Source organism: Streptomyces sp. NPDC047002, from assembly GCF_040704505.1.
In the GTDB taxonomy this organism is placed as follows: Bacteria; Actinomycetota; Actinomycetes; order Streptomycetales; family Streptomycetaceae; genus Streptomyces.
The window spans coordinates 312500-337877 of record NZ_JBEYWC010000001.1 but is presented as its reverse complement, the minus strand read 5'-3'; the positions used below and the strand labels follow the sequence as shown (position 1 = coordinate 337877).

Annotated in this window: 26 protein-coding genes, 1 tRNA gene and 1 pseudogene; 17 read left to right on the top strand and 11 right to left on the bottom strand. The window is 73.6% G+C overall.

The features are described 5' to 3' along the window. Window positions 1–44: 44 nt before the first annotated feature. Both AB0910_RS01595 and AB0910_RS01590 read left to right on the top strand, forming a co-directional pair. Window positions 45–677: a cupin domain-containing protein gene (locus tag AB0910_RS01595; protein WP_366742447.1), complete on the top strand. Its 633-nt coding sequence runs from the start codon at window positions 45–47 to the stop codon at window positions 675–677. Between the two features lie 47 nt (window positions 678–724). Then, complete coding sequence (locus AB0910_RS01590) at window positions 725–880, top strand: DUF6126 family protein (RefSeq protein ID WP_345642012.1); 156 nt, start codon at window positions 725–727, stop codon at window positions 878–880. On the opposite strand, the gene AB0910_RS01585 is transcribed toward AB0910_RS01590, so the two are convergent. Further along, on the bottom strand, window positions 866–1624 hold the full coding sequence (locus AB0910_RS01585) for a tyrosine-protein phosphatase (RefSeq protein ID WP_366742732.1): 759 nt from the start codon (window positions 1622–1624) through the stop codon (window positions 866–868). The two genes, AB0910_RS01590 and AB0910_RS01585, sit on opposite strands and share 15 nt — an antisense overlap. Window positions 1625–1974: 350 nt before the next feature. Between AB0910_RS01585 and AB0910_RS01580 the strand changes: the two genes are divergently transcribed. Next, entirely contained in the window at window positions 1975–2808 is an 834-nt protein-coding gene (locus tag AB0910_RS01580) for an SGNH/GDSL hydrolase family protein (RefSeq protein WP_366742446.1), read from the top strand. Here AB0910_RS01580 and AB0910_RS01575 read toward each other — a convergent pair. Further along, window positions 2798–3670 (bottom strand): STM4011 family radical SAM protein, encoded by an 873-nt coding sequence (locus AB0910_RS01575; protein ID WP_366742445.1) that lies wholly within the window; start codon window positions 3668–3670, stop codon window positions 2798–2800. The genes AB0910_RS01580 and AB0910_RS01575 overlap by 11 nt on opposite strands. 322 nt (window positions 3671–3992) lie before the next feature. After that, window positions 3993–5714, bottom strand: a complete 1722-nt coding sequence (locus AB0910_RS01570) for a phosphotransferase (protein ID WP_366742444.1) — start codon at window positions 5712–5714, stop codon at window positions 3993–3995. A 183-nt stretch (window positions 5715–5897) separates the two neighbouring features. Here AB0910_RS01570 and AB0910_RS01565 point away from each other — a divergent pair. After that, a pseudogene (locus AB0910_RS01565) lies at window positions 5898–6005 on the top strand (IS5/IS1182 family transposase); the annotation flags it as partial. A gap of 187 nt (window positions 6006–6192) precedes the next feature. After that, a complete protein-coding gene (locus AB0910_RS01560; RefSeq protein WP_366742443.1) occupies window positions 6193–6879 on the top strand; it encodes a siderophore-interacting protein in 687 nt (228 codons plus the stop codon). Window positions 6880–6968: 89 nt separating this feature from the next. On the opposite strand, the gene AB0910_RS01555 is transcribed toward AB0910_RS01560, so the two are convergent. The 5 genes from AB0910_RS01555 to AB0910_RS01535 all read right to left on the bottom strand — a co-directional run bounded on the left by AB0910_RS01555 (window position 6969) and on the right by AB0910_RS01535 (window position 12517). Then, the gene (locus AB0910_RS01555) at window positions 6969–8369 is read right to left on the bottom strand and encodes an STM4012 family radical SAM protein (RefSeq protein ID WP_366742442.1); all 1401 of its coding nucleotides are present in this window, start codon (window positions 8367–8369) and stop codon (window positions 6969–6971) included. After that, complete coding sequence (locus AB0910_RS01550) at window positions 8366–9181, bottom strand: STM4013/SEN3800 family hydrolase (RefSeq protein ID WP_366742731.1); 816 nt, start codon at window positions 9179–9181, stop codon at window positions 8366–8368. The genes AB0910_RS01555 and AB0910_RS01550 overlap by 4 nt, the downstream gene beginning before the upstream one ends. Before the next feature lie 40 nt (window positions 9182–9221). Beyond that, window positions 9222–10328, bottom strand: coding sequence for an STM4014 family protein (locus tag AB0910_RS01545; protein ID WP_366742441.1), 1107 nt, complete (start codon window positions 10326–10328; stop codon window positions 9222–9224). A gap of 4 nt (window positions 10329–10332) precedes the next feature. Beyond that, window positions 10333–11283 (bottom strand): STM4015 family protein, encoded by a 951-nt coding sequence (locus AB0910_RS01540; RefSeq protein ID WP_366742440.1) that lies wholly within the window; start codon window positions 11281–11283, stop codon window positions 10333–10335. 355 nt (window positions 11284–11638) lie between these two features. Then, window positions 11639–12517, bottom strand: a complete 879-nt coding sequence (locus tag AB0910_RS01535; protein ID WP_366742730.1) for a carbohydrate kinase family protein — start codon at window positions 12515–12517, stop codon at window positions 11639–11641. A gap of 350 nt (window positions 12518–12867) precedes the next feature. Between AB0910_RS01535 and AB0910_RS01530 the strand changes: the two genes are divergently transcribed. The 7 genes from AB0910_RS01530 (at window position 12868) to AB0910_RS01500 (ending at window position 19120) form a co-directional block, all read left to right on the top strand. Beyond that, window positions 12868–14040, top strand: a complete 1173-nt coding sequence (locus AB0910_RS01530; protein WP_366742729.1) for an MBL fold metallo-hydrolase — start codon at window positions 12868–12870, stop codon at window positions 14038–14040. Window positions 14041–14151: 111 nt separating this feature from the next. After that, complete coding sequence (locus AB0910_RS01525; RefSeq protein ID WP_366742439.1) at window positions 14152–15999, top strand: ATP-binding protein; 1848 nt, start codon at window positions 14152–14154, stop codon at window positions 15997–15999. A gap of 9 nt (window positions 16000–16008) precedes the next feature. Beyond that, window positions 16009–16446 (top strand): roadblock/LC7 domain-containing protein, encoded by a 438-nt coding sequence (locus tag AB0910_RS01520; protein ID WP_366742438.1) that lies wholly within the window; start codon window positions 16009–16011, stop codon window positions 16444–16446. 3 nt (window positions 16447–16449) lie between these two features. Further along, window positions 16450–16821 carry a DUF742 domain-containing protein gene (locus tag AB0910_RS01515; protein WP_345642040.1) on the top strand — a complete coding sequence of 124 codons (372 nt, stop codon included), beginning with the start codon at window positions 16450–16452 and terminating at the stop codon, window positions 16819–16821. 193 nt (window positions 16822–17014) lie between these two features. Then, window positions 17015–17563, top strand: coding sequence for an ATP/GTP-binding protein (locus AB0910_RS01510; protein ID WP_366742728.1), 549 nt, complete (start codon window positions 17015–17017; stop codon window positions 17561–17563). Beyond that, the gene (locus AB0910_RS01505; RefSeq protein WP_366742437.1) at window positions 17560–18090 is read left to right on the top strand and encodes a GAF domain-containing protein; all 531 of its coding nucleotides are present in this window, start codon (window positions 17560–17562) and stop codon (window positions 18088–18090) included. Before AB0910_RS01510 ends, AB0910_RS01505 begins: the two co-directional genes overlap by 4 nt. 97 nt (window positions 18091–18187) lie before the next feature. Further along, on the top strand, window positions 18188–19120 hold the full coding sequence (locus AB0910_RS01500) for an alpha/beta hydrolase (protein ID WP_366742436.1): 933 nt from the start codon (window positions 18188–18190) through the stop codon (window positions 19118–19120). A gap of 52 nt (window positions 19121–19172) precedes the next feature. On the opposite strand, the gene AB0910_RS01495 is transcribed toward AB0910_RS01500, so the two are convergent. Further along, window positions 19173–20030, bottom strand: a complete 858-nt coding sequence (locus tag AB0910_RS01495; RefSeq protein WP_366742435.1) for an aldo/keto reductase — start codon at window positions 20028–20030, stop codon at window positions 19173–19175. 108 nt (window positions 20031–20138) lie between these two features. Between AB0910_RS01495 and AB0910_RS01490 the strand changes: the two genes are divergently transcribed. Then, on the top strand, window positions 20139–21119 hold the full coding sequence (locus AB0910_RS01490) for a LysR family transcriptional regulator (protein ID WP_366742434.1): 981 nt from the start codon (window positions 20139–20141) through the stop codon (window positions 21117–21119). On the opposite strand, the gene AB0910_RS01485 is transcribed toward AB0910_RS01490, so the two are convergent. Continuing rightward, a complete protein-coding gene (locus AB0910_RS01485) occupies window positions 21091–21603 on the bottom strand; it encodes a DUF664 domain-containing protein (protein WP_366742433.1) in 513 nt (170 codons plus the stop codon). The two genes, AB0910_RS01490 and AB0910_RS01485, sit on opposite strands and share 29 nt — an antisense overlap. Before the next feature lie 160 nt (window positions 21604–21763). On the opposite strand from AB0910_RS01485, the gene AB0910_RS01480 reads away from it, so the two are divergent. After that, window positions 21764–21837: transfer RNA gene (locus AB0910_RS01480), tRNA-Pro, on the top strand. A 97-nt stretch (window positions 21838–21934) separates the two neighbouring features. Here AB0910_RS01480 and AB0910_RS01475 read toward each other — a convergent pair. After that, the gene (locus tag AB0910_RS01475; RefSeq protein ID WP_366742432.1) at window positions 21935–23200 is read right to left on the bottom strand and encodes a glycine cleavage T C-terminal barrel domain-containing protein; all 1266 of its coding nucleotides are present in this window, start codon (window positions 23198–23200) and stop codon (window positions 21935–21937) included. A gap of 491 nt (window positions 23201–23691) precedes the next feature. Here AB0910_RS01475 and AB0910_RS01470 point away from each other — a divergent pair, with 491 nt between their 5' ends. The 3 genes from AB0910_RS01470 (at window position 23692) to AB0910_RS01460 (ending at window position 25304) form a co-directional block, all read left to right on the top strand. Further along, complete coding sequence (locus tag AB0910_RS01470) at window positions 23692–24366, top strand: RraA family protein (protein ID WP_366742431.1); 675 nt, start codon at window positions 23692–23694, stop codon at window positions 24364–24366. Between the two features lie 51 nt (window positions 24367–24417). Then, window positions 24418–24801: a nuclear transport factor 2 family protein gene (locus AB0910_RS01465; RefSeq protein WP_366742430.1), complete on the top strand. Its 384-nt coding sequence runs from the start codon at window positions 24418–24420 to the stop codon at window positions 24799–24801. Between the two features lie 95 nt (window positions 24802–24896). Beyond that, the gene (locus tag AB0910_RS01460; protein WP_366742429.1) at window positions 24897–25304 is read left to right on the top strand and encodes a nuclear transport factor 2 family protein; all 408 of its coding nucleotides are present in this window, start codon (window positions 24897–24899) and stop codon (window positions 25302–25304) included. Window positions 25305–25378: the final 74 nt, after the last annotated feature.

The window sequence follows — 25378 nt, the reverse complement described above, 5'->3', positions numbered from 1 at the left end:
GCAAGTAATTTGCCTCGGGGGAAAGTTTTTGGCCCAATGGAGGCATGAGCACTCCAGGAGCCCCCGCCCCCGCGGTCGGCCCGTCGCCCGACGAGCCCCTGCCCGACGTCGCCCCGCGCCTGCGGGAGCTGCGCCGCGGCCGCAGGCTCACCCTGGAGACCGCCGCCGCGCGGGCCGGACTCTCGCCCGCGCACCTCTCCCGCCTGGAGACGGGCAACCGGCAGCCCTCGCTGCCCCTGCTGCTCGCCCTCGCGCGCATCTACGGTACGACGGTCTCCGACCTCCTGGGCGAGATGCCGCCCGAACGTGACCCGATCGTCAGGGGCGCGCGCGCCGAGCCCGTCGAGTCCGACGGCTGGGTCTACCGCCAGGCGGGCAACCCCGGGCGCGCCATGCAGCCGCTGCGCGTCACGGTCGAGTACGGCGCGCAGGGCAACCTCGTACGCGTCCACCCGGGCGAGGAGTGGCTCTACGTCCTGTCCGGACGGCTGCGCCTCGCGCTCGGCGACGGCGTGCACGTCCTCGAACCGGGCGACGGCGCCCACTTCGACTCGCTCGTCCCGCACCGCATCGCCGCGGTCGAGCCCGCGGGAGCCGAGCTGCTGTTCGTGCACACCCTGCTCCAGAGCCCCGCCGGCGAGCTGTGCCTCGACGGCGCGGGCCTCCACCACCGCTGAGCGCCCAGGGCGCCGAGCGGCACCACCACCCCCGAGAGGCGGTCACCATGTCACACGATCCGCTGGACAGCCAGAAGCCCGACCACAAGGAGGGCATCCTCCCGCGCGGCCTGGCCATCCGGCTGTTCGCCTACCTGATCGCGGGCCACGCGATCGCCGGCTTCCTCTACCTGCTGTTCAAGGTCGGCTCACGCGGTCAGTAGCCGCCCGCGCAGCCGCTCACGCACCTCGGGCGTGACACCGAGCCCCTCCGCCAGATAGCGCCCGGTACCGCCCCAGGTCTCCTCGATGGTGTCGAAGGCCGTACGCAGATAGGCGGAGCGGGCGTCGAACAGCGGGCCGAGCAGCTCCATCACCTCGGCCGACCTGCCGCCGCCCGCGCCCTCGCCGCGCCGCACCCGGTAGCGCCGGTGCGCGGCGTTGGACTTGAGGTAGTCCTCCTCGATCGCCTCGTACCCGACCCCGAGCGCCAGCAGCACCACCGCAGCCGTCACGCCGGCCCTGTCCTTGCCCGCCGCGCAGTGCAGCAGCACGGGCACGCCGCCGTCGGCGAGGGCGCGCACCACCCGGCCGTGCTCCGCCGTCCGCTCAAGGACGGTACGGCGGTAGGAGTCCGTCATCCGGGCCGCGGCCCTGCCGTCCGCGAGCAGCGAGCGCAGCTGCGCCACGTCCCCGTGCCGGACCAGCTTCCAGAACTCCGCCCCGTCCGCCGGGTCGTTGAGCGGGATGTTCACCTGGCGCACGCCGGGGAGCTCGATGTCGGGGCCGTCGAGCTTGATGTCGGCCGCGTTGCGGAAGTCGTAGACCGTGTGCAGGCCGAGCGACGCGAGGAAGACCGCGTCCTGGGCGGTGGCGCCCGCCAGATGCCCGCTGCGGAACAGGACACCCGTGCGCACCCGCAGGCCGTCGGCCGCCTGAAGGCCGCCCACGTCGCGGAAGTTGCGCACCCCGGTGAGCTCGGGCTCGGCCGGGAGACCGGAGGCGGGCCCCGCCGCCGCGGCCGGCGCGGTCCCGGTGTCCTGGGCGACGTACTGCGGCTCCTGCCCCACGGAGGGCTCCTCCCCGGTCGGTGACGGCGCGGACGCCGTGCGGCTCGGTCCCCGACCCTAGGCCATCGGCGGGCGGCGCGTACCGCACAGGACCGGCGCCCCCAGGACACCGGTCGTGCGCCGGTACCGCGCCCGCCCGCGGCCCGCGCCTCGGCCGCGCGCCGTGAGCGGGATCACAGCGGCCACCTGCGGCCCCGGCCTCCTGCCTACGGTCGCGTAGGTGGGCACCGCGGGTGAAAAATGCCGCCGTGGCTGACGACACCAGAGCACAGCGGCACACCGCTGGACCCCGCCTCCGGTCCTACACGGCGGTCGGCGACAGCTTCACGGAGGGCGTCGGCGATCCCGGCCCCGACGGCAGCTGCGTCGGATGGGCCGACCGCCTCGCGGTCCTCCTCGCCGACCGGCTGCCCGACGACCCCGAGGCGCCCGACAGCGCGCACGGCGACTTCCACTACGCGAACCTCGCGGTGCGCGGCAAGCTCATCGACGAGATCGTCCGCACCCAGGTGCCGCGCGCCCAGCGGCTGCGCTCCGACCTCGTGACCTTCTGCGCAGGCGGCAACGACCTCATCAGGCCGGGCGCCGACCCGGACCTGGTCGCCGAGGTGTACGAGAGCGCCGTCGCCGACCTGACACGCTCGGTCGGCACGGTCATGGTCACCACCGGCTTCGACCCAAGGGGCGTGCCGGTCCTGCGCCACCTGCGCGGCAAGATCGCCACGTACACCGCGCACGTCAGGGCCATCGCCGACCGCTACGGCTGCCCGGTGCTCGACCTGTGGTCGCTGCGGTCGGTCCAGGACCGGCGTGCCTGGGACGCGGACCGGCTGCACCTCTCGCCCGAGGGCCACACGCGGGTCGCGCTGCGCGCCGGGCAGGTGCTCGGCGTCGCCGTGCCCGCCGACCCGGAGCAGCCCTGGCCCGCCCTGCCGCCGCGCGGCGCGCTGGTCGGCCGCCGCGACGACATCCAGTGGGCCAGGGAGTACCTGGTTCCGTGGATCGGGCGCAGGCTGCGCGGCGAGTCCTCGGGCGACCACGCCGCGGCCAAGCGGCCCGACCTGCTGCCGCTCAGGCCCTGACCTCAGGCGGCAGGGGCGGCACGCGGGCCGGTATCCGCTCCAGCACGCCCCCGGCGAACACGTCGTACAGCGGCAGCGACTCCAGGTGGACGTAGCCGATGTGGCAGTCGCAGACGGCGAGCGGGCAGGCGCGCGGCCCGAGCGCGCGCCGGTAGGAGCCGTCGTAGAGGTTCCCCAGCTCCGCACGGACGAAGTGGCAGCGGCGCACCGTGCCGCCGCCGTCCACCGACACCACGGACGCGCCCGTCCTGCACGGCAGCCCGGCGGAGCGGTGCGGGGCCCTGCTGTAGGGGAACAGCGGGTCGAGCTCGGTCCAGCGCGCCGCCTCCGCGTCCGTGTACACGTGCCCCTCGGCCGCGTTCACCCAGAGGTAGACGTGCGGCGGCAGCGCCGCGCGCAGCCTGCGGGCGTGCGGCAGGTGGCCGGGCAGCCCCACGACGCCGACGCTGAAGCGGATCCCGCGCGCGGCCAGCTCCCGGCACTTGCCGAGGAACCGGTCGTACGGGGTCTGCCCCGGGTGGTACGTGCACCACAGCGCGAGCTTCGCCGGGTCGGCGTCGGCCGTCCACTCCGTGCGGCAGCTCAGATTGGTCTGGATCGCGACCCGCGCCACGTGCGGCAGATGCGAGAGATCGGTCAGCGCCCGCCGGTACCAGGACCGCACGAGGCCCTCGCCCCACGGCGTGAACAGCAGCGAAAGCCGGTCCTTGGACGCACCGGCCGCCCAGCCGGTGAACCGGTCGAGCGCCGCACGGTCCGCGCGCAGCTGCGCGGGCGTGTCGCGGCGCTTCGCGAACGGGCAGTAGGGGCAGTCGTAGTCGCAGGAGGCGAGCGGCCCCCGGTAGAGCACGGTCAGGTCCACAGGAACCTTCCAACGAGTCCGAACGAGTCCGAGACTGGCGCGAAAACCTGGTCAGTCTGCCCGAGTCCGGCACGGCCCGTCGGCGCGTTCAGCCAGCTCCTCTTGCGTGAGGTCGGCCAGGCGTCGAAGCCGCCGGAGGGTCTTCCCGAGATGTTCGCTGCTCGCCACGCTGCCACGGTACTGCCCGCGCGTTTACCCACGGGCAGGACCGTGGCCGTCTCCTGCCCGCCGCCTTGCTGATGACGTCCTTCGAGTGCTGCCGGGCCGCGGGCGGCGCGTGGGGACGAAAACGTCCCCCCGGGGGACCGCCTGCGGCTTGCGGTCAGGTGGCGTCGGGCCGGGGCGGAGAGGGATGTGCGCGCGCGGCCGAGACGATCAGCGAGGTCGCCGCGGGGATCAGCGCGGGTGCGGCTGCATGGTGGTGCTCGACGGTGAAGGCGAGCAGGCCCAGGAGGACGGCGACGAGGCTTACTTCGAATTCGCCCGGTCCCGCGTTCTGCCGTGCGTAGGCGTACAGGTCCGCGAGGGCGGCAGGTTCGCCGTCCCAGAGAGCGGCGTGGGCCACGAGCGAGGCCACGTCGTGGAACCGGGTGCCCTTTCCGAGCGCGTCCGCGTCCACGAGGGCCGAGATCCTCCCGTCGGTCAGCAGCACGTTGTCGGGGGTGAAGTCGCCGTGCACGAGATCACGGGACGTCGGGCGAGCCGTGCGGAAGGGAGCCACCCAGGCGCGCGCCACGCCGGAAAACGCCTCGCCTGCCGGCGAGAACGCGGACAGTGCCTGTGCGGGGCCCGAAGCCTCGTGGAAGACCACGGCGTGGTCGTGGGCGGACCAGTCCTGCTCGGTGGAGGGGTACAGGTCCGCCTGGAGGTCGAGTACCGGGAGTGCCGCGCGCACGAACGCCCGGTCGACCCGCAGTGCGGGGGCGCCGGTCGCGCGCTGTTGGAGGTGGTACGGGTAGCCGCTCGGGGTCGTTCCGGCGGCGAGCCATGCGGGGGTGGGCCATCCGCGTTCCCGGGCCCGGGGGATCATCGCGTTTGCGCGCCTGACACGCGTGGCCGCGCCCTTGTCCGTGTCCCACTTCAAAACGGCGTCCGCCCCGCTCGCGTCGCGCAGCAGCCAGGCCCCCTGCTGGTGGCCGCCTGGCAGTCGCCCGACGAGGACGTGGTCGAGGTCGTGGGTACGGTTCACGTACGCCAGCACCCGGCTGGTCGCGGCGGTCGTGGCGGCGGGAGCGGCGCTCGTGCCGCGGCGCAACAGCCGTAGCGGGCCCCAGGCGTCGATGACGTCTTCCAGGCCGTGTGCTCTCGCCACGCGTTCGATGTCGGCGAAGAGGTCGCGCTGCGTGGCGGGATCACCGTCGGTGAGGATGCGCTCCAGGCGGGGCAGGAGCCGGTCGGCGGCGAAGGCGGGTTCCCCCAGGAGAGGGTTCCGGGTCAACTCCCACACCAGGTAGGTGTTGTAGGGGCGGACGCGGTGGTCCATCGCGAAGAGGGCGGTCAGCGCGTGGGGGATGCTCTCCGCCGCGTTGAGGCGGGCCTGGAGCGTGCGTCGCGCGCGGTGGTCCTTCGCGGCACGGTGGCAGGAGTTGATGTACGCGTCGAGCGCGCCCCTGCCGAGGTTGCCGGCCTCCTGATCGGACAGTCCAGCCTTTTCCCTGACGAGCCGGGAGATCAGCCCGTCGGGCCGGTCGCGTACCACTTGGGCGTGGACGAAGGCGTACCGGTTCCAGGAGTCGCGGTGGCCGGGGAGGGCGTACGCGGAGAACTCCGGGAGCGGCACCACCGAGATGTCGAGGGCACGTGACCAAGAGCCGCGCCACGTCCCGTCGTTGCCGCTCGGACCTGCGGTGTCCGTACCCTCGTCCGGCGTTTCGGTGACGAGGAGGACGTCGTGGTCGGAGTGAGCGGTGGCCATGCCGGGGAAACTGCGCGAGCCGATGAGGACGAGGCCCGCCACGGTGTCGTCGTCGTCGATCGCGCTGAGCAGTCTTTCGAAGGGGGATGCCACGGATCCGGCCTGCGCGTGGCTGTCGTGGAATGTCACGAGAACTCTCCATGCGGAATCACCCCGCCGACCGGCGGGGTACGAGGGAACGTCCGTCCGCGTCTGGCCCGTCGACCGAGAGGTCGTCAGGACCGGAGAGGTCTCACGCCATGTCCGCGAGTCTAACCGGCCGTCTCGGAATGAATCGGGCTCCGGTCTTGCCCCTGACGATCTGTGGCAGAGCCGCCCGTTCCCGAGCGGCCCGGCCGCTGTCCGGGGCGGTTGCCCGTGCTGCGCACGGGCGTCGCGTGGCGTGGCATCCCCGCGGAGGCGGCGGGCTGTTCCGGGGTGGCGGCCCGGCGGGCCTGGGATCCGGTCTCGGCGCCACGGCCCGGGAGAGCGGCGCGGTCCTGGGAGTTGCGGTCGCCGGTCACGGCGATACCACGCCAGCACGCACTATCGCGTTCCCTCGCAAACGCGTACTATCGCGTCCAGTCTCCTGCTGAGTACGACACGCCGCCCCGCTGAGGAGCCCTTCATGCCCGCTCTCCTGAACCCCGTCCTCGATCTCCTGACCGTACGCGGCGCCGTCACCGAGGCCGAGCAGATCACCGCCCGGATGCGTCGGCTGCGCATCGAAGGCGGGCAACTGGCCGGTCTGGAGGTCCAGCCAGGCCAGCAGGTGCGGGTCCTGGTCGGCGGACTCACCCTCCGTACGTACTCGATCTGGCACTACGACCCGTCCGGCGGCGTCGAGTTGTGCGTACTGGACCACGCGGCGGGCGGGCCGGGCGCCGCATGGGGCCGCACCGTCGTACCGGGTGAACAGGTGCGGCTGCGGCGACCCGAGGGCACCTTCACGCTGCGTCCCGATGCCACCCGCCACCTCTTCGTCGGCGACGAGACGGCCTCGGTCGCGTTCGGTGCGATGCTCGCGGCACTGCCAGGGGAAGCCGTCGTCTCCGGCTGTGTCGAGACGGCGACGGCTGCGGACCGGCTGCCCCTGGCGGGCGGCGACCGGCTCGACTGGGTACTCCGGGGGGAGACGTCACTGCCGGACGCGGTACGGCGTCTCGCCCCCGAACCCGGCGGGATCGCGTATGTCGCCGGGGAGGCACGGGACGTGCAAGCAGTGCGGCGGGTGCTCGTCCAGGAAGCGGGGTGGGACCGGCGAGCGGTCCTGACCAAGCCGTTCTGGACGCCGGGCAGGAAGGGCATGGACTGACCGCCGGGGCGCACGCCTCCGTCTTGCCCCACGCCATCGACCTGACCGTGCCGCACGAAGTGGGCACGGTCAGGTCCACGCCCGCCGCCTCACCTCGGCTCGTACGCGGACATCCGCGCCCGTACGGCGGGCGAGAACAGCGAGGGCCCCAGCGCGTCGGAGTGGGCGAGCCCCTCGGGGGAGAGCCGCAGCAGCCCGGCGTCCGCCGCCGCGCCGTCGAACCAGCCGCGCGTGGCGAACTCGGCGAGCTCGGCGGGGAAGTCGTCGGCGGGGCAGCTGCCGAACCTGGCCCGGTACTCCGCGAGGCCGAGCCCAGCGGCCTGGAGCAGCGACTGCAGCAGGTGGCGGCGGCGCGGCTCGTCGCCCGCGGGATCCACCAGGAAGCCGCGGTGTGCGCGGGAGAAGTCCGCGGTCCCGGTGTAGCGGTCCACGATGGCGCGTATCTCCCGCATGTCCACGGCGTAGTCGAAGGAGTAGTGCAGCCGCGAGGTGTACGAGCGGGCGCCGCAGCCGAGCCCGACCATGCCGTCGGTCTGGCAGGCGTGGTCGCTTGATTCCTGCGCGGCGGAGTCGGGCCTGCGGAACATCCGCATCGACACCTGCTCGTAGCCCTCGGCGAGCAGGAGGTCGCGGCCGTGGCGGTACAGCCGCAGCCGCTGCGCGTCCCAGGCCGCATCGCCCGGCTCCTGGCGGCCCAGCGCGGTCTTCTGCCGCACGTACAGCGGGTAGAGGTACAGCTCCTCGGGGCGCCAGGCGAGCGCGGCCCGCAGCGAGCGCCGCCAGCTCTCCTCGGTCTGCCCCTCGATCCCGTAGATCAGGTCGATGTTGAGGACGGGGATGCCCGCGTCGCGGATCCGGCCGAGCGCCGCCTCCACGTCGGCCCTGCGCTGCGGGCGGACCGCCGCCCGCGCCTCCGCCTCCACGAAGCTCTGCACCCCGAGGCTCAGCCGGGTCGCGCCGCGGTCCGCGAGGACGGCGAGCCGGTCCGCGGTCGCCGTGGCGGGCGACGCCTCGACGGACAGCGGCACGGCCGACAGGTCGGCGCCCGCGCGCTTCTCCGCGATGTCGCACAGCCGCTCCAGCTCACCGGCGGTGAGGAACGTCGGGGTGCCGCCGCCGAAGGCCGCGGCGGCGAACGCCACCGGCTCCGCGTCGCCGAGGGCTTCGCGCACGGCGAGCGCCTGCCGCTCCAGCGCGTCGAGGTAGCGCGTCGTCAGCCCGTCGGGCGCGCCGACCCTGGTGAACAGGTTGCAGAAGCCGCAGCGGACCTCGCAGAACGGGATGTGCAGATAGAGCGCGAGCGCGTCGCGCGGCTCGCCCGCCCACACATCCCGCAGCGCAGGCGCGTCGTCGAGCTCCTCGTAGGCGGTCTTGTGCGGGTAGGCGTAGACGTAGTGCTGGTAAGGGCGCGGGGCCGGGGCACGCTCCCCGGGGCCGTGCGCCGGGGGCGCCTGCCGGGGGGAGAGGGCCGTCGCGGGTCCTTCGTTCATGGTGCGGTCCTCGGGTCGTCAAGGAAGAAGTGGGCGTACGGGACGGTCCACACGGACGCGTGGCCGATGCGGTGGCCGCTCCAGCCGTCGTCGCCGTACGCGGTGCCGTGGTCGGAGCAGACGACGGCGAAGCAGCGCCGCCGCGAGCTCATGGCGGCGAACAGCCGGCCGATGTGCCGGTCCACGTAGGCGAGGGCCGCGGCATGGCCGGCCCGCGTGTCGCCCGCCGCGGCGGTGGCGCCCGGCAGGTGGAACCAGTTGGGCTGGTGCAGCGCGGACACGTTGACGAACAGGAACAGCCGCCGCTCGGGCGGGAGCCCCGCCACCACCTGCTCGGCCCGCGCCACCTGCGCCTCGAAGGAGCGCGGCGACGCCACGCCGAACTCCGGCTCCCAGTGCGCCTCCTGGAACAGTCCTGGCAGCACGGACCCCAGGGCGCCGAGGCGGTTGAAGAACCCGACCCCGCCGACGCACACCGTGCGGTACCCGGCGGCGGCGAGCCCCGACACCAGGTCCGCCTCCTCGAAGACGTACGTGCCCCGCGCGGTGGACTCGCTGCCGGGGAAGCGCGCGGCGAACAGCCGGGGGTGCGGGCCCTGGCGCACCGGCGTGGGCAGGAACCCCGCGAACATCGCCTGGTGCGACGCGTAGGTGAAGCTGCCCGGCGCGTGCCGCTCCTCCCACCGGCCGCCCGGCAGCCTGCGGGCGAGCTCGGGCGTGCGCCCCGCGGCGGCCAGCTCCGCGGCGACGTCGTGACGCAGGGTGTCGAGCGTGACGAACAGCAGGTCGTCCCTGCCGACCACCTCGTTCATGTCGGGGCTGCCGCCCTGGTCTCGACCGGTGCCGGGCCGCTCAGCCACGGGCACCCCGCAGGGGCGCGGCGGCCAGCTGGGCCGCATAGGTGTCGAGCCCCTCAGCCGCGGTGCCCGGCAGCCCGGTCAGCCCGGGCAGCAGGTCCCCGAAGGCGTTGACCTCGCCGACGGCGAAGCGCCGCCAGCCCGACTCGGGCAGCAGGTCGACGCCGACGCAGTGGGTGCGCGGGAAGCAGGCGGCGGCACGCTCGCACAGCGCGAGCGCCTCGTCGAGACTCCCGCCGGCCGCCGCCACCGCTCCGCGCACCGCCGCCAGGTCGCCGCGGACGCCGCCCAGATGGAGGTTGGTCATGGGGGAGCGGCTCGTGCGCACGACCGCGTGGGTCGCCCTGCCCGCCACCACGACGACCCGCAGGTCCGCGCGGCGCCCGCCGAGGGCCGCCTTCGGCAGCCACTGCTCCACGTGCAGCCCGTCCGGCGCGAGCGCGTCCACCACCGCGGCGACCTCGCGCTCCGTCGCATACGGCCGCACCCGCAGCGAGTTGAACAGCCGGCCTGCGGCGTCCCGCTCGACCGAGGTGACCGCGCGGACCCGCCCGCGGCTCGCCGTCTCCACGGCCAGGACACCGGAGGCCGAGGAGCCGTGGGCGATCTTCACGAACGCCCGGCGCAGCCCGGCGCCCGCCATCAGGGCCCGCACCTCCTCCCAGCCCGCGGCGGCGGGCGCGGCGGGACCCGATGTCGGGGACGCGGGCACGGCCACCCCGGCGGCGGTGAGCACGCCGTGGCACAGCCGCTTGTCGAAGAGGACCGCGAGCTCCGCGGGGTCGTGCAGCAGGGCGGCCCCGGCAGCGGCTGCCGCCCGCCCGAGCCCCCGTACGGCCCCGGTCAGCGCCGCGTACCAGCGGGCGGTGCCCTCGACCCGCGCCGGTTCGAGCGGGCCGCGCAGCAGCCGGTCCACCTCGGCGTCCTCGCCGGGCGACTCCACGCGGACCGTCTCCCCGCCCGCGAACGCGGGGGAGCGGCCCCGCAGCACATCGGCCCACGGCACCAGCCGCGCGGGCGGCAGCCCCGCGGCGCGCAGCGCGGCGCCGAACAGCCCGACCCGGCGGCCGCCGGGTATCCCCACCACGACCCACCCCGCCATGGCGCTACTCCGCCACGGCCACGTAGCGGAAGTCCTCGTCGCCCTCCGCGTCCTCGCGCGCCCCGTCGTCGTCGAGGTCCACCTCCACGCCGGCGCCCGTCAGTTCGGCCGTGATGCGCTCCTGGAGCGCAGCGGAGATGTAGTGGTGCGACAGGTCGAGCCGCCTGAGATGGGTGAGCGGCCGCCCGGCGAGCAGCGCCTCGGCCCCCGTGTCGCCCAGGGTGCCCATCGAAAGGTCCAGCGTCTCGAGCCGCGCGACGACCGGGGCCGAGGCACAGGCCACCGCGATCTCGTCCTGCAACTCGCTGTTGTGCAGGGCGAGGTGGCGCAGCGCGGGGAAGCGCTCACCGGACAGGAAGGGCGCGAGGTCGGCGACCGTGGTCGTGCCGCCGTAGTCCTCCACGCCGAGCCAGAGGTCGAGCCGTTCGAGCGCGGGCAGCGTGCTCGCGCCGATGCCCCGCACCACGGCGCCGTCGAGGCCGCCCGTCTCGATCCGCAGCGCGCGCAGCGAGGCGTGGTCCACGGGGTCGAACCCGAGCTCCTGGCCGCCCCGCACGCCGAACTCCTCCAGCGCGGGGAAGGCCCGCAGCAGGGGCGCCACCTGGGTCTGGTTGATCCAGGAGATCTCGCACTCCTCGAAGGTCATGTCGCCGACGAAGAGGGCGCGCAGCGAGGCCAGCCGGTCGCGTGCGCCGGTGAGCGCCTTGACGACCTCGTCGGGCCCCGACTCGTACGCGTCGCTCCACGCGCCCACGACCAGCGCCCTCACCCGGCTGAGGTCGACGGCCTCGGCGAACCGGTCGAACTCCTTGTCCCAGGGGATCTCCGCGTCGTACGACTCGACCCAGACCCGCCACGCGACGGAGTCGGCGGGCGGCAGCCCCTGCGCGCCCGGCGCGCCGGAGAAGTCGAAAGTGGGCAGACCGTGGAATTCCGTGAGGCTGTCCGAGGGCATGGCGATGGCTCCAGAGAACGGGTGGCTCGTTGGTCGGCCGACGTTGCAGCAGTTCTATCAAGGCCCTCTGACAGTGCGGGCGGTGGCGGCGAAGGCCCTGGCGGGAGCCGGTTGTCGGACCCGGCGCCCAACGTCTGCGGCAGGCCGGGCACGACCGGCGCCGGGGCGGCTGAGACGAGCCGGCCGCCTGGACCGCGGCGACGGGACCGCCCCCGCCTACCGGGACGGCTTCCTGCAGTACGCCTGGCGCGGCAGGGCGTCGCCTGGACCTTCGGCGTCGGGGAGGCCGACTACGCGCCGGTACGCCAGACCTGACGCCCCGCAGGTGCGCAGGCCGCAAGCGGAGCGGCAAGCCTCAACGCGACCGCGCCAGCAGGTCGTCGCGGCCTATCAGCGCTTCTGGGCCCTGGCCCGTGCAGGCGTGGGCGCCCGCGCGGGCGCCGAGCGCCGCGCACTCGTCGAGGCCCCGCCCTGCCAGCCTGCCGTAGAGGAAGCCGCAGACGTACGCGTCGCCTGCGCCGTTGGAGTCGACCACCGGCGCAGGCGGCACCTCGGCGGCCACCGGGCGCGGCGTCCTGCTGCCCTCACGCGTCATCAGGTACGAGCCGCCCGCGCCCGCCGTGGCCACCACGACCTCGGCGCGCCCCTCCCGCAGGATCTCCTTCATCACCGAGGCGATCCGGCCGCCCGCCCCGGCCGCGCTCAGGAACACCAGGTCGGAGCGGAGCGCGAAGTCCCGCTGATGCTCGCTGAGCCCGTCCCAGTCCTGGAGGTCGGTGGAGACCGGCACGCCCGCCTCGGCGATGTCGTCGAAGAGATGGCGGGCGAAGTCCACCACCGACAGGTGCACATGGCGGGCCGCGCGCAGGTGCGGCAGGTAGAAGGAACGCGGCATCCGCAGCCCGGCCGGCTCCCGCGCGTCCTGGAAGGACATCCGCCGGCCCGTGCGCTCCACCAGGCTCACCGCACGCCGGGTGCCCGACGGTGACGGCAGCGCCTCGAAGTCGACGCCGCCCTCGGCGAGCCTGGCCCGCACCTGCTCCCCTGTCCAGTCCTCGCCGACGAAGTCGAGGAACTTCACGCCGAGCCCGAGGGCCCGGCAGCCGAGCGCCACATTGCCCCCGGTGTGGCCGGGCCACTCCCGTATCGCGCTCACGTCGACCGAGTCGGCGAGCGGCACCGGGAGCGAGTCGACCCGGACCACGGTGTCCACCCCGCTGCCCCCGACGACCAGCACGTCGTACACCGTCCTGCCCGGTTCGCCGCCGCTCGGCTGGTCCGTCACAGTGGTCCTCTCCTGTCGGTGGCCCCGCCCGTCCCGGCATGGTGGCGCGCCGCGGTGAACCCGCGAACGACGTCATCTGAACGGCGAATCCCGACACCCTACTCACCCCGCTCCGCGCGCACCCACCGGGAGCGCCGCGGCCGCCGGGCCGGGCGGCAGGACCCGCACCGGGAGTGGCGGATGCGCGGGAACGGGAATCCGCAGCGGCCCGGAAACGTTCTCATGCCGTGGAAAACTCCGGATCCCCCGCACACACCCCCCAGGGCGCAGGCCCGTCGCCGCTGCCCCGCTCCTTCGCCGTGCCGGCGGTCGGCCGCCTGCTGGCGGCAGGCCGCCCCGAGGCGTTCGGCGCCGAGTCGACCGGCGAGCGCCTCGCCCGCATCCGGCGCTCGCCGCACTTCTCGGACGGCACGTTCAAGAACCCGGACGGCACGGCGCGCACCAGGCCCTCGGGCTCGCCGCTCGACCTGGCGAAGGTCTACTTCGAGAAGGACGCCCGCGCCCGCAGGGCCCCCGCAGGCACCGTGCCCGTGTACCCGACCACGCTGGCCGACCTCGCGAAGCCGCCCGCCACCGGGCTCCGGCTGACCTGGATGGGCCACTCCAGCGTGCTCGCCGAGATCGACGGGGCGCGGGTGCTGTTCGACCCGGTGTGGGGCGAGCGCTGCTCCCCGTTCTCCTTCGCGGGCCCCAAGCGCCTGCACCCCGTGCCGGTGCCCCTGGCCTCCCTGGGCCCTGTGGACGTCGTGGTGATCTCCCACGACCACTACGACCACCTGGACATGCCCACGATCAAGGCGCTCGCCACCACCGACACGGTCTTCGCCGTCCCGCTCGGCGTCGGCGCGCACCTGGAGCGCTGGGGCGTCGCACCCTCCCGGCTGCGCGAGCTGGACTGGCACGAGGCCACCGAGGTGGCGGGCGTGCGGCTGACCGCCACTCCCGCGCGGCACTTCTGCGGCCGCGGCATCCGCAACAAGCAGCACACGCTCTGGGCGTCCTGGGCGGTGGCGGGCCCCGAGCACCGCGTCTACCACAGCGGCGACACCGGCTACTTCACGGGCTTTTGCGACATCGGCGCCGCCCACGGTCCGTTCGACGCCACGATGATCCAGATCGGGGCGTACTCCGAGTACTGGCCCGACATCCACATGACGCCCGCCGAGGGGATGCGGGCCCACCTGGACCTCCAGGGCGGCACGCCGTCCGGCGTGATGATGCCCATCCACTGGGGGACCTTCAACCTCGCGCCCCACCCGTGGGCCGAGCCGGGCGAGGGCACCGTCGAGGCCGCGGCGGACGCCGGCGCGGCCGTCGCGCTGCCCCGGCCCGGCGAGCCCTTCGAGCCGACGGCCGACCGGGTGCCCGAGGCCCCCTGGTGGCGCCAGGCCGCCAGGACGCCCGCCGGCGGCCGGCCCGCCGTGCGCGGCGGTCTGAGCAGCCGGGACGAGATGGTCGAACGCATGTCCTGACGCTCATACCAGAGCGGGACGTTGCGCGGGCAAGTTCGCCAACTGCCGTTCGTACCCCCGTCGGTCACGACTACCGTGAGTGCTTGATGATCAACGGAGGGCACTGACGGCATGTCTCAACTTCGCGCACCCGCGGCGCGGCCCGACCGCCGCGAGGGCGGTCGGCACGGCAGGCCGGGCGCCCGCGGCAGAACGGCGGGCGCCCGCACGGCGCCGCGGCAGGGCCAGGACACGCGGATACGGCCGCGGTTGCTGCGGGCGGCGGTCCTGCCCGCCATAGTCGCCTCGCTCAGCGGCGCGGCGGCCGTCGTGGTCGTCCTGCGCCAGTCCGGCACCGAGCCCACAGCCGGGGCCTGGGCGGCGCTCGCAGGCACCGCGCTCGTCGCCTTCGCCTCCGTCGCGGCCGCCGCGCTCGGGGCCGAGCGCACCGCGCGCGGCGTCATCGAGCGCTGCCACGCCCTGCGCAGGACGAGCGCGCGCGGACAGGACGAACTGCGCTCCGTCGTGGAGCAGCTGCGGCGCGGCGACCGGGTGGCCGTGCGCCGCACGCCGCCCGACCCGCACGCGGCGGGCGACGAGCTGGACCGGCTCGGCCGCGAGCTGACCCGGTCGCAGGAGGCCGCGGTGGCCGCCGTCGTCCAGGCGTCGCAGCTCTCCAGCAGCGCGGGCGACGAACAGCGCGTCGAGGTGTTCGTCAACCTCGCCCGGCGGCTGCAGTCCCTCGTGCACCGGGAGATCCAGCTCCTCGACGACCTGGAGAACGAGGTCGAGGACCCCGAGCTGCTCAAGGGCCTCTTCCACGTCGACCACCTGGCCACCCGCATCCGCAGGCACGCGGAGAACCTCGCGGTGCTCGGCGGCGCCGTCTCGCGCCGCCAGTGGAGCAGGCCGGTCTCCGTGACCGAGGTGCTGCGCTCTGCGGTCGCCGAGGTCGAGCAGTACCCCCGGGTCACGCTCGTGCCGCCCGTCGACGGCACCCTGCGCGGCCACGCCGTCGCCGACGTGATCCACCTGCTCGCCGAGCTCGTCGAGAACGCGACGCTGTTCTCCGCCCCCAACACCCAGGTGCTGCTGCGCGCCCAGCGCGTCACCGCCGGGCTCGCCGTCGAGGTCGAGGACCGCGGCCTCGGCATGGCGCCCGACGAGCAGAAGCACATGAACGGCCTGCTCGCCGACCCCGACCAGGTCAACGTGGCCCATCTGCTCCAGGACGGCAGGATCGGCCTGTTCGTGGTGTCCGCGCTCGCCCGCAGGCACGGCATCGCGGTACGGCTCCAGTCCAACATCTACGGCGGCGTGCAGGCCGTCCTCGTCCTGCCGGAGACACTGCTCGGCACCGGGCAGGACGGCCAGGACGCGGCCCTGGGGGACGGCTCCGCACCGCCGCACGCGGCGCGCACCGCGCCGCCCGCCGTGACCGCGGGAAGCGCGCCGCCGCCGGCGCGGGAGGGCACAGCCGCCCGGCCGCCGGAGCCGGCGGCAGGCTCCTCCCTCCCGGAGGCGCCCACCGGCCCCGGCGTGCGCATCCCGTCGCCCGCGCGCGGCGACGCGGCCCCGGCAGCGCGGAGCGTCCCCCCGGTGCGCGACGTGCGCGCCCCCGGCGCCGCCCGTACGGCCCAGCAGGGACGCCCCCGGCTGCCCAAGCGGCAGGGCCAGGAGCACCTGGCGCCCGAGCTGCGGGAGCGGCCCCCCGCCCCGCCCGCGGAAGACCCGGGCGAGCCCGCCGTGCACGACCCCGGCCTGATGGCTGCGTTCCGGCGCGGCATCGGCCTCGCCGAGACGGAGGCGGGCGCCAAGGCCGCGGCGGACGCGGGCACCGGCACCGCCCCGCAGCCCGCACCCGAGCCGCAGAGGCGGCAGGCCCCGGCAAGACCCGACCTCCCGCAGCGGCACCCCGCGCAGCGCCCGGCCCCGCACCAGCCCGAGGCGCTCCGCCGCACCCCCACGAACGAGGAGTGAGAGAACACGATGGCGAGTGACGTATCGACGGGCCATGCCCAGGACCTGGACTGGCTGCTCGCCGGCCTGGTCCAGCGCGTCCCCCACACCCGCAGCGCGGTGCTGCTCTCCTCGGACGGCCTGGTCAGATCGCTGCACGGCCTCGACGCCGACAGCGCAGACCACATGGCCGCCCTGGCCTCCGGCCTCTACTCCCTCGGCCGCAGCGCGGGGGCGCGGTTCGGCGACAGCGGTACGGTGCGCCAGGTCGTGGTGGAGCTCGACTCCACCCTGCTGTTCGTGACCACCGCGGGCACCGGGACCTGCCTCGCGGTGCTCGCGGGCCGCGAGGCCGACGCCGCGATCCTCGGCTACGAGATGGCGATGCTCGTCAAGAGCGTGCGGCCGTACCTCGTCACGCCCGCGCGGCGGCCGGCGGGCGCGGCGCACGACGGACCGGGGCGGTGAGGGGTGCCGGTCGCGAAGGACGGCCCATGGCTCGACCAGGCAGCCGGCCGGCTGATCCGTCCGTACACCGTGAGCGGCGGCAGGACCAGGCCCGCCGTCGCCCTCGACCTGCTGACGCTGGTGATATCCACCGGGAGCGTGCCCGAGGCGCCCCTCGGACCGGAACACGGCGAGGTGCTCGGGCTCTGCCCTGCGCCGACCCCCGTCGCGGAGATCGCCGGCCGCATGGGGCTGCCCGCCACCGTGACCAAGATCCTCCTCGCCGACCTGGTGCAGTGCGGCGCCATCACCGTGCGCCCGCCCTCCAGATTCCAGGACCCCACCGACCAGTTACTGCTTGAGGCGGTGCTCGATGGCCTACGACGACAGCTCTGAACCCGTGTCCCGGGCCGCGGTCGACACCGCGCCCGACCGTGTCACGGCGCCGGGCGCGGGCTCCGTGCCCGCGGCCCGCACCCCGGCGGAGTCCGGCGCCCCCGGCGCCAGGACCCCCGCGCCGCGCGCGCCCGCCGCCGACCCCGCCGCGCCCGCCGACCCGGCGGCCGGGCCCGAGGCCTTCCCGCAGGCACTGAAGGTGCTGGTCGCCGGCGGGTTCGGCGCGGGCAAGACGACTTTCGTCGGCGCCGTCAGCGAGATCGCGCCGCTCAGCACGGAGGAACTCCTCACCCAGGTCGGGGCCGGGCTCGACGACCTCACGGGCGTCGAGGCGAAGACCTCCACCACGGTCGCCATGGACTTCGGACGGATCACCCTCGACCCGCACCATGTGCTCTACCTGTTCGGCACGCCGGGGCAGGAGAGGTTCTGGTTCCTCTGGGACGAGCTGTGCGCGGGCGCGCTCGGCGCCGTCGTCCTCGCCGACACCCGCCGCCTGGAGCAGTCCTTCTCCGCCGTCGACTTCTTCGAGCAGCGGGGCATCGGATTCGTCGTCGCCGTCAACGAGTTCGACGGCTCGTTCCGCTACGACGCCGACGAGATCAGGGACGCCATCGGCCTCGGCCCCCAGGTGCCCGTGGTCCTGTGCGACGCCAGGATCGCCAGCTCCGGCATCCGCACCCTCGTCACCCTCGTACAGCACCTGCTCACCTCCGCCACCGCGGGGGAGGCGGCCTCGTGACCTACGACCCGATCGGCAGGATGCTGATCACCCCGGACGACCGCGAGGCGCCCGAGCGCGACAGGCGGCTGCGGGGGCTCGGCCTCGGCGAGCGCCCCGAGCCCGCGTTCGACGCGCTGGCCCTGCGGCTCGCCCGGCTCACCGGCGCGCCGTACGCGGGCGTCAATTTTTTGCTCGGCGGTGGGCAGTTCTTCGCCGGCCTGCACACACCGCCGGGCAGGCGCGTGGGGCGGGGCCTCGCGCGCAGCCGCGGCTTCTGCCCGCACGTGGTGGCCAGGGGCAGGGCGCTCGTCCTCGAAGACGTGCGGGACTTCCCCAGGTTCGCGGCGAACCCGCTGGTCGACGAGGCCGGCATCCGCGCCTACCTCGGCGCGCCGGTCGCCGACCGGGCCGGCCTGGTCCTCGGCACGGTGTGCGCGGGGGACACGGAGCCGCACCGCTGGGGCAGGGCAGGACTCGACACGGTCAAGTCGCTCGCCGCCGAACTCGCCGCACACCTGCACCGCAGGGAGGACTTCGAGGGCTGAGGGGCATGGCGTACGGGCGCGGGGACAGGGGCACGGGAAGAGAGTCGCGGGGAGGCCCGCGCGACCGCATGCCCACACCGCACCGGAGGCGCCGCCCATGATCCGCTACACGCCAGGACTGCTCACCGCCCACGACGGCGTCCAGATCGCCGGCTACACCTGGCTGCCCGAGGGCGGCAGGCCGCGCGCCCTGGTGCAGATCGCGCACGGCGCCGCCGAGCACGCCCTGCGCTACGACGGCCTCGCGCAGCACCTGACCGCGCACGGCTACGGCGTCCTCGCGACCGACCTGCGCGGCCACGGCGCGACCGCCACCTCGACCGGCGGGTACGGGGCCGCGGGCGCCGAGGGCGACAGCTGGCGGGCGAACGTCGAGGACCTGCGCACGGCGGGGGAGAAGGCCCGTACCCTCCACCCCGGCGCGCCCCTTTTCCTGCTCGGCCACAGCATGGGCTCGATGCTGGCGCGCGACTACGCCCAGGAGTTCCCCGACGACCTGGCCGGGCTGATCCTCACCGGTACGTTCCGCTCGCTGCCCGGCTGTGAGACCGCCGAGACCGCCGTACGGCTCGAACTGGAGGCGGAGAAGGAGGGCAGGGACGCGCGCTCGTCGTTCGTGACGGAGCTGTTCGCCTCGTTCAACGACCCGTACGAGCACCGCACGGGCTTCGAGTGGCTGTCGCGCGACGCGGCGGAGGTCGACGCCTACGCGGCCGACGAGCGGTGCGGCTTCCCGTTCTCCGCCGGGCTCGCGCTCGACTGGGTGCTCGGCGTCCGCAAGATCAACGACCCGCGGGCGCTCGCCCGCATCCCCGCCGACCTGCCGGTCCATGTCGCGGTCGGCGAGCAGGACCCGTGCCACCAGCGCATGACGCTCGTCTACGAGCTGATCGAGGACTTCCGCTACCTCGGCCTGACCGACCTGACCTGGAAGGCGTACGAGGACGCGCGCCACGAGATCCTGCACGAGACCAACCGCGACGAGGTCCACCGCGACCTCACGGACTGGCTCGACGCGCACGTGCTGTGAGGCGGGGACGGCCCCGGCCGCCGGGAGCCGGGGCCGTCGCGCGCCGGGCGGCTCAGGCCGCGCCCAGGCGGTCCAGCTCCTCGGCGGTCAGCTCCAGGTCGGCGGCGCGCACCGAGTCGCGGACGGACTCGGGGCGGCTCGCGCCCGGGATCGGCACCGTGACCGGCGACTTCGCAAGCAGCCACGCGAGCGCCACCTGGTGGGGGCTGACGTCGTGGGCCTTGGCGACCTCGGCGAACGGCGCGAAGCGCGAGCCGAGCGCGCCCGCGTTCTTGATCCCGCCGAACGGGCTCCACGGCAGGAACGCGATGCCGAGCTCGGTGCAGAGGTCCAGCTCGGGCTCGCTGGAGCGGAACGCGGGGGAGAGCTGGTTCTGCACGGACACCAGGCGGCCGCCGAGGATCTCGTTGGCCGTCCTGATCTGCTCCGGGTTGGCGTTCGAGATGCCCGCCTGGAGGATCTTGCCCTCGTCGAGCAGGTCGCGGATCGCGCCGACCGACTCCTCGTACGGCACCTTCGGGTCGGGCCGGTGGAACTGGTAGAGCCCGATGGCCTCGACGCCGAGCCGCCGCAGGGACGCCTCGCAGGCGCCCTTCAGGTACGCGGGCGAGCCGTTCAGGGTCCACGACCCGTCGCCAGGACGCAGGTGGCCGCCCTTGGTCGCGACGAGCACCTCGGACCCGCGCTCGTGGCCGGCCAGCGCCTTGGCGATCAGCGACTCGTTGTGCCCGACCTCGTCGGCGAACTGGTGGTACGCGTCGGCGGTGTCGATGAACGTGACCCCGGCGTCCAGAGCCGCGTGGATGGTGGCGACGGACCGCGCCTCGTCCGGCCGGCCCTCGATGGACATCGGCATACCGCCCAGACCGATCGAGCTGACCTCGGCGGTCCCGATGCGGCGAGTCTTCATAGTGGGGTTCACCTTCCTCTGGGGGAGACGTCCCACACCCTGGACCCCCGGCGGCCTGTCCGTCCAATAGAAGAAAGTGAACGCATTGAGAGACTAGGCTTCTCAATCGTGGAACTGCGCCATCTCGAATACTTCGTCGCCGTCGCGGAGGAGCGCCACTTCACGCGCGCGGCGCAACGTCTCATGGTCTCCCAGTCCGGCCTCTCCGCCTCCGTGCGCGCGCTGGAGCGCGAGCTCGGCGCCCCGCTGTTCGTGCGCTCGACGCGCCGGGTGGAGCTCACCGACGCGGGGCGCGCCCTGTTCGTCGAGGCGTCCAGGGCCCTCGCCAGCGTCCGCTCGGCGAAGGAGGCCGTCGCCGCGGTGCAGGGGCTGCTGCGCGGCACGCTCGCCGTGGGCACCGAGCAGTGCATCGCGGGGGTGGACGTGGCGAGCCTGCTGGCCAGGTTCAGGTCCGAGCACCCCGGCGTGGAGATCCGGCTGCGGCAGGCCGGCTCGGCCGCGCTCGCAGCCGACGTCGCCGAGGGGCGGCTCGACCTGGCGTTCCTCGCGCTGTCCTGCTCGGTCCCCGACGGCATCAGGCTGCTGCCGCTGACCCGCGAGCGGATGGTGCTGCTGTGCAGGCCCGAGCATCCGCTCGCCGTGCGCGAGCAGATCACCTGGGCCGAACTCGCCGACGAGACCTTCGTCGACTTCCACACGGACTGGGGCGCCCGTAGCCGCACCGACTCCGCGTTCGCGTCCGCGGGCCGTGAGCGCAGGGTCGCGCTCGAGGTCAACGACGTGCACAGCCTGATCGAACTGGTGGGACACGGCCTCGGGGTCGCGGTCGTCCCGCGCCCCGTCGCCCGCAAGCCGCAGGCGGCGATGTTGTGCACGGTGGAGCTCGCCGACGCGGACAGCTGCCAGTGGGAGGTGTCGGTCGCCGTGCCCGAAGGACGGCGCACCACGTCGGCGGCGCGGGAGCTGCTCTCGTACCTCCCGGCGACCGAGAAGGCCGCCGCCGAGCAGGCCGCGGCGGGCGGGGCTCCCGCGGGGGGAACAGCAGCCGGGCAGGCGGCCGCTACCGGCGTTCGAGCGCCCCGCGGATGAACGCGGCCTGGCCCGCGTGCTGGAGGTCGTCGGAGAGCACGCTGACGAGCCGGACCCTGAGCGTCACCGCAGGGGTCCAGGCGTCGTCCACGACCCGCTCGAAGTCGTCGTCCCCGAGCGTGCGCAGATAGGCGACCGTCCTGTCGTGCACCGCCTCGTGGTAGCCGGTGAGCAGGTCGGCCGAGACGCCGCTGACGGCGCCCACGTCGCGCGAGGAGTGCCCGTACCCGGTCGCCGCGGGTTCGAAGGGCAGCTCGAACCGGTCGGACCAGCCGTCCGCCGTCCACACCTGCTCCGAGCCCGCGGCGTCCGCGACATGGTCGTCCTGGACCCGCGTGAGGTGCCAGACCAGCCAGGTGATCGAGTTCGCGTCGTCGTCGAGCCGGGTGGCGAGCTCCTCGGGGCCAAGACCGTCCACCGCCTCGTGCACGACCTCCCGGATGCGGCCGAAGCCGTCGATGAGCAGGTCACTGCTTGCGGGCATGACGTGGTTCCTTCCGTGTGACCGAACAATCCACTGCGCCAGGGACAGCTTCCCCCGCACGGCCGTCCGACGCCCACCGGAAGCGGTTCGTGACCACCCGGGTGAGTGCGGTACTCTTCTCTTGCGCGTTCGGCCGGGGGAAACCCCAGGTCACGGGCATCGGGACGTGGCGCAGCTTGGTAGCGCACTTGACTGGGGGTCAAGGGGTCGCAGGTTCAAATCCTGTCGTCCCGACTCGACAGAGTCGCAGTTCAGGGCCGGTTTCCGAGGCATCGGAAACCGGCCCTGGCGCATTCTCGGGCCTACCCCGAGCGATCGGGACCGGGACGGCTCACTCGATGGGGAAGACCGAGACCACCGCCGGGATGCTCCTGCCCGTCGCGTCACCCGTCGGCTCGAACACGTACACCGGTGTCCCCGGAACCGCGAGGTCGACCGGCAGCCGGGCCAAGGCGACATTCGTCCGCAGTTTCGGGGCGTACGCAGCGGACGTCACATAGCCCACCGGCTCCGCGTCCGGTGCGGGCGCGACCAGCCAGAAGTCGGACAGGTAGTCCGCGATCGGCTCCCCCTCCATCCTCAGCCCCACCATGGTGAGCTTGTACGGATGGTGTCCGGCGGCGATCTCGGCCCGCATTCGTTCGAGGGCGTCCCGGCCGATGTAGTCCGACGCCTTGGTGCGGGGGATGTGGGCCGCCAGGCCGACCTGGAAAGGGACCATCTCATGGTCGACGTCCTGCCCCCAGGCGAGGATTCCCGAGGAGATCCGGTGCGGCTGGATGGGACCGGTCACCGCGAGCCCGTACTTCTCGCCCGCTCGGAGGATGGCATTCCACATCTTCTCCGCGTGCGTGCTGGAATTCTTCAGGTACACCTCATATCCGGCCTCGCCGGAGAACCCCGTGCGCGAAACGACCACCGGAAGCCCCTCGATCCGGGCCTCCGCCAGCCCGAAAGGGGGCATCCCGGATGCCGTGTCGCCGATGAGGTCGGCCATCAGCCTGTGTGCCTGCGCGCCCTGGACCTGGACGGGTGACACGTCGATCTCCTCAATTCGGACATCGAACCCCTTGCCGGCGTTCACCCCTTTCAGCCACAGCGAGAGGTCCGAGTCGGAAATACTGAACCAGTACTCCTCGGGGGAGAACTTCAGCAGCAGCGGGTCGTTGACCACCCGGCCTTCGGTATCGCACAGCACGACGTACGCAGCGCGCATGGGTGCCAGCCGTGTGACGTCCCGCGTCACGACGTAGTCGACGAACTCGGTGGCCCCGGGCCCCTGTACGCGGATCTGTCGTGCGGCCGCGATGTCCCATAACGTCACACGCTCCGTCAACGACTCGTACTCGGCCGCGGACCCGCCGTCGCCCTCCTTGGAGACGTAACCCCTGGGCAGGTACATGCGGTTGTACACCTCTGCGCGTCGGCAGCCGGCCTCGACGGCCAGGTGCCAGTAGGGCGACTTCCGGGCGCGTGTCGATATCAGAAGCGTGATGTCAGGTCGACCTGTTTGGCGCAGGTTGACGGGAACGGTGCGATCCGACTGATCGACCGACGGGAAGTTCGGATTCGCCCATATGTCGGACTCGTTCGTCATGCTGTCCCTTCCTGTGGCTGTCTGGCTCGGTGCCGGTTCATTGCCCTGCGCGACGGCGGCAGCGACACCCTCTGCCGGCTGTCAAATCGGGCAATGGGGATTTTCGGTTCCTTTTCCTGCTGAATTTCGAGGAGCTTTCCAGGCGAAGAAGCCTACCGGCTCCCGGACTCCGCCAGGGGGCCGACGGCGGGGCGGCCGCGGGCCGCGGGGCGTGGCCATGGCCGGGAGCCGGATCGTTCTCGCGGCGCTGCCACGCCGGTACGGGGCCCTGAAGAGGACTATCCGATTTCCGGATGGAAACGACCTGAATTCCGGCGTTGACCCCCTTGCAACAAGCATTTAACGTCCTTGTACGTGATCGCCCGACGGCGGCCCGGGCGCCCACGGCCGTGTGAACGAAACGCATGCGGCCTGCTGTTCGGCGTCGGGAAATTCCCGTACGAACGGGCGGTGCACTGCCGCGCATTCCTGTCGACACCTTGAGGTGAGAGATGCCGGAAAGCATGCAGGAGAAAATCGGTGACGATGTCCTCGCGCGATTTCGAGATGTTCCTACGGGCCTGGTGACGGACGCCTTTCTCCGGCTCGGGTTGAGCGGCTGGATGGACGAGGTACTGCCGCTCGTGGCGGGCAGCCGTGTCGCGGCCCGGGCCCGTACCGTCGCCTTCGGGCCGACGCGGCGCTCAGGCGGGCTCAAGGAGAGCATGTACGAGCTGCTGTCGAGGATCTCCGAGGGCGAGGTCCTGGTCATGGGCGCGGGCGGCACCCACGACAATCTCCTCGGCGACAACATGGCGACGTTCGCGCACCGCTCGGGCGCCGCGGGCATCGTCACCGACTCCAAGACACGGGACCGCGCGGGACAGCGCGACCTGGGCATGCCCCTCTTCTCGCGCGGGGCCGGGGTGCGGCCCCCGACAGAGGTGGAACCGCAGGGCTTCGACGTGGCGATCACCTGCGGTGGTGCCCAGGTGAGGCCGGGCGACATCGTCCTGGGGGACGACGACGGCGTCGTCGTAATCCCGGCGGAGCGCGCGGCGGACGTGCTCCACGAGATCGAGGAGATCGTGGAAATCGAGGAGACGGTCGGCCGGCTCATCGCGAACGGCAGCGGCGTACGGGAGATCGAGCACCAGGTCGCGAAGAAGAAGATCCCGCGGGGCTGACCCGCCCGGGCCGCGGGCCGCGGCGTTCCCACGAACCGGAAGTGACGCGCCATGTCAGACGACAGCACCGAACGTGCCCTGATCGCCCGCCGCGAGGAGGCGCTCTACGCCGCCCTTGCGGCCGGTGACACCGACGCCTTCGAAGATCTCCTCTCCGAGGACGTGACCTATGTCCACTCGACGGGCATCGCCGAGACCAAGGCGGAGAACATCGCGGGCCAGCGGCACGGAGTGCACCGCCACGGACCGACCACGACCGTACGGGGCCACACCCGGATACTCGGCGAGACCGCCGTCACCCGCGGCCTCATCGACATGATCGACACCGCCCACGGCGAGCCGTTCAGCATCCGCATCCGCCAGACCCTGGTCTGGATCAAGGAGGACGGAGTCTGGCGCCTTCTGGTGCGCCACGCCACACGCATCCCGGTGTGACAGCCGCGGACCCCGCGAGCGCACCTCTCGCACGGCACACCCATGCAGAACCCCAGCCCCTTCACCACCCCCAGACTCGGAGCGGGAGCCAGCCCATGACCGCATCGGCAGGGACGGCGGAACAGGACACCGTCCGGATCGTCGAGGAGCGCGAGAAGCTCCTGTACGAAGCGCTCGCGGAGACCGGCGCAGGGGGCCCCTCCGCGGGCCTCGGCGAGCTGCTCTCCCCGCAGCTCGTCCACATCCATCCCACGGGTTTCGCCGACACCAGACAGGAGTACCTTCTCGGCCTGGCCAGCGGCGTCTTCGGGCCCGCCCGCGTCCGCAGGCTCAGCGGCGGCACGGCGGTCCACGGGGACCTTGCGGTCACCACGGGAACGGTCGAGGTGTCCGACCCGGCCCGCCCGGCCGCCGCCACCCGGTGTGAACAGACGCTGGTCTGGGGCGTCGAGCAGGGCACCTGGCGCCTCCTGCTCCGCCAGTCCACGGCGGCACGGCCGTAACCCCGGCCCCGCGGCCGCACCGGTCCGCCGTGGTGCCTCGTCCGCGGCGGCTGCCCCGTATCGAGAGACGAACG